The sequence below is a fragment of the Methylobacterium sp. genome (genome assembly GCF_019750675.1).
Taxonomy (GTDB): Bacteria; Pseudomonadota; Alphaproteobacteria; order Rhizobiales; family Beijerinckiaceae; genus Methylobacterium.
On sequence record NZ_JAIEOF010000047.1, the window covers coordinates 1 to 3296 of the forward strand.

Annotated in this window: 4 protein-coding genes; 2 read left to right on the forward strand and 2 right to left on the reverse strand. The window is 69.1% G+C overall.

The features are described 5' to 3' along the window. Together K2X24_RS02300 and K2X24_RS02305 are read right to left on the reverse strand one after the other, a co-directional pair. Positions 1-800 (reverse strand): urease subunit alpha (locus K2X24_RS02300; RefSeq protein WP_292494250.1); only part of this gene is annotated, 800 nt, incomplete at its 3' end. 4 nt (positions 801-804) lie between these two features. Then, positions 805-1425, reverse strand: a complete 621-nt coding sequence (locus K2X24_RS02305) for an urease subunit gamma (protein WP_238279695.1) — start codon at positions 1423-1425, stop codon at positions 805-807. A 274-nt stretch (positions 1426-1699) separates the two neighbouring features. On the opposite strand from K2X24_RS02305, the gene rutR reads away from it, so the two are divergent. Further along, complete coding sequence (gene rutR, locus K2X24_RS02310; RefSeq protein WP_292494253.1) at positions 1700-2353, forward strand: HTH-type transcriptional regulator RutR; 654 nt, start codon at positions 1700-1702, stop codon at positions 2351-2353. A gap of 236 nt (positions 2354-2589) precedes the next feature. Then, the coding region (locus K2X24_RS02315; RefSeq protein ID WP_292494254.1) for an LLM class flavin-dependent oxidoreductase at positions 2590-3296 on the forward strand (707 nt) is incomplete at its 3' end.

Here is a 3296-nt window from a genome sequence, read left to right on the forward strand (position 1 = left end):
ATCGTGTCCTCGACGAAGCCGGATTCGTTGAGGGTGTCGGAGTGGATCATCACCTGCACGTCGTGGAGGTCGGCCACGGTGAGGCAGGTGTCGATCGCGGCCGGGGTGGTGCCCCAATCCTCGTGCAGCTTGAGGGCGCAGGCCCCGGCGCGGATCATCTCCACGAGGCTCTCGGGCCGCGCGGCGTTGCCCTTGCCGGCAAAGGCGAGATTCATCGGGAACGCTTCCGCCGCCTCGATCATCCGGGCCAGATGCCAGGGGCCGGGGGTGCAGGTGGTGGCGAAGGTGCCGTGGGCCGGGCCGGTGCCGCCGCCCAGCATGGTGGTGATGCCCGAGCACAGGGCCTCGTCGATCTGCTGCGGGCAGATGTAGTGGATGTGGCTGTCGAAGCCGCCGGCCGTGAGGATCTTGCCCTCGCCCGCGATCACTTCCGTGCCGGGCCCGACCACGATGTCGACGCCCGGCTGGATGTCCGGATTGCCGGCCTTGCCGAGTTTGGCAATCCGGCCCTTCACGAGGCCGACATCGCACTTCACCACGCCCCAGTGGTCGAGGACCACCGCGTTGGTGATGACGGTGTCGACCGCGCCGTCCTGGTTGGTGACCTGGGACTGCCCCATGCCGTCGCGGATGACCTTGCCGCCGCCGAACTTCACCTCCTCGCCGTAGGTGGTGTGGTCGCGCTCTACCTCGATGACGAGGGACGTGTCGGCGAGCCGGATGCGGTCGCCGGTGGTCGGCCCGAACATGTCGGCATAGGCGGCCCGGGGGAGGGCGGCGCGGGGGGGCATGTTGGCCATGGTCTCAGAGCGCTCCCATCACGTCGCCGCGGAACCCGTAGACGGTGCGGCCTCCGCCCAGCGGCACCAGCACCACCTCGCGGGTCACGCCCGGCTCGAAGCGCACCGCCGTGCCGGGGGCGATGTCGAGGCGCTGGCCCCGGGCCTTCTCGCGCTCGAAGGTCAGGCCGGGATTGACCTCGTAGAAGTGGTAGTGCGAGCCGACCTGGATCGGGCGGTCGCCGACGTTGGACACGCTCAGCAGGGTGCGGGGCGCGCCTTCGTTGAAGACGATCTCGCCGGGCAGCGTGGTCACGGTGCCGGGCACCTCCGCCGAGGCCGCGCCCCGGATCGGGTGGTGCACGGTGACGAGCTTGGTGCCGTCGGGAAACGTCGCCTCGACCTGGATGTCGTGGATCATCTCGGGGATGCCGTCCATGCACTGCTCGGCGGTGAGCACGTGCCCGCCCGCCTGCATCAGCTCCGAGACCGAGCGCCCGTCCCGCGCCCCCTCCACCACGAAGTCGCTGATCAGCGCCACCGCCTCCGGGTAGTTCAGCTTCACCCCGCGGGCGAGCCGGTTGCGGGCCACCTGCGCGGCCATGGCGAGGAGGAGCTTGTCCTTTTCGCGTGGGGTCAGGAGCACGGGGGAACCTCGGGGTTGGGCGCGGACGTGTCGGGCCCGGGGACGGCAAGGACCGAAGGCAAGGACCGTGCGCGGCAGGGCCTCGCGTCGGCGACGCGGCGCGCATGGATGCATCCCTGGGGAGCGAGCGCAAGCGCTCCGGGGCGCGCGTCCCCCATGTCCCCGGCCAGCCCCCATCCGCCGGCACGCCCCCGTCCGCCTTGGGGCGCGATGCACCGCCATTGTCGGGGCGAGGGGTGGCCAAGGGGCGCCGTTCGGCGGTTCAATGGGCTCCATGAGAGAGATCCGCACGGACGCCGCCGATGCCCCACCCGCCCGCCGCCGCCGCAAGGACGGGGCGGCGCGGCGGGAAGCCATCCTCGATGCGGGGCTCAGCCTCTTCTCGAGCCTCGGGCTGCACGGGGCCAGCGTCGAGGGGATCGCGGAGCGGGCAGGGCTCTCGAAGACCAACCTGCTCTATTACTTCCCCTCCAAGGAGGCGCTCTACGTCGCGGTCCTGCGCCGGGTGCTCGCGGTCTGGCTCGATCCGCTCCAGGCGCTCGACGCCGACAGCGAGCCGGCCGAGGCCTTCCGGGGCTACATCCGCGCCAAGCTCACCCTGTCGCGCGACGCCCCCCAGGCCTCGCGGCTGTTCTGCCTCGAGATCGTCCAGGGCGCGCCGCTGCTGCGCCCGGAGCTCGAAGGCCCCCTGCGGGCCCTCGTCGAAGCCAAGGCGGCGATCATCCGGGGCTGGATCGCACAAGGCCGGATCGGCGCTCACGATCCCCATCACCTCATCTTCTCGATCTGGGCCATCACCCAGCATTACGCGGATTTCGCCGTGCAGGTGGACGCCGTCAGCGGATGCGGCCTCGACGATCCGGACTTCTTCGAGCGCACCGTCGCCAGCACGCAAGGGCTGATCCTGGCCGGCCTCGGCCTGCGCTGAGGCCGGATGGCGCCGAGGCCCGATTGTCCGCCGCCGGTCCGGGCAGCGGGCGCCCAACGGACGGGCAAACCGGAGAGAGTTTATGCAAACGGTCAAAATTTCGAACTGATAGTTTGACCATTTGGTCCGAATGCTTTCCACTCATGGAGGTAAGGTCGGTTCGGCCTGTCCGAGGCCGGTCCGTCCGGCTGAGAACCTGCCTTTGTCCAGGTTTCGTTCCCGTGCGCGAGGTTGCCATGAATGTCGGCGTCTTCATCCCGATCGGAAACAACGGCTGGCTCCTGTCGGAGAACGCGCCGCAATACATGCCGAGCTTCGAGCTGAACAAGCAGGTGGTGCTCAAGGCCGAGGGCTACGGACTCGACTTCGCCCTCTCGATGATCAAGCTGCGGGGCTTCGGCGGCAAGACCGAGTTCTGGGACCACAACCTCGAATCCTTCACGCTGATGGCGGGCTTGGCGGCCGTCACCAGCCGGATCAAGCTGTTCGCCACGGCTGCGACCCTGTGCATGCCCCCCGCCATCACGGCGCGGATGGCCGCGACCATCGACTCGATCTCGAACGGGCGCTTCGGCCTCAACCTCGTCACCGGCTGGCAGCGGCCGGAATATTCGCAGATGGGCCTGTGGCCCGGGGACGAATACTTTTCCCGCCGGTACGAATACCTGTCGGAATACGCGCAGGTGCTGCGCGACCTGTGGGAGACGGGGACTTGCGATCGCAAGGGCGAGTTCTTCCAGATGGAGGATTGTCGCCTCAGCCCGCGCCCGCAGGCGGACATGAAGATCATCTGCGCCGGACAGTCCAGCGCCGGCATGGACTTCACGGCGAAGTACGCCGACTACAATTTCTGCTTCGGCAAGGGCGTCAACACCCCCACGGCCTTCGCCCCCACGGTGGAGCGCCTGGAGGCGGCCAAGGCCGCGACGGGCCGCGACGTCTC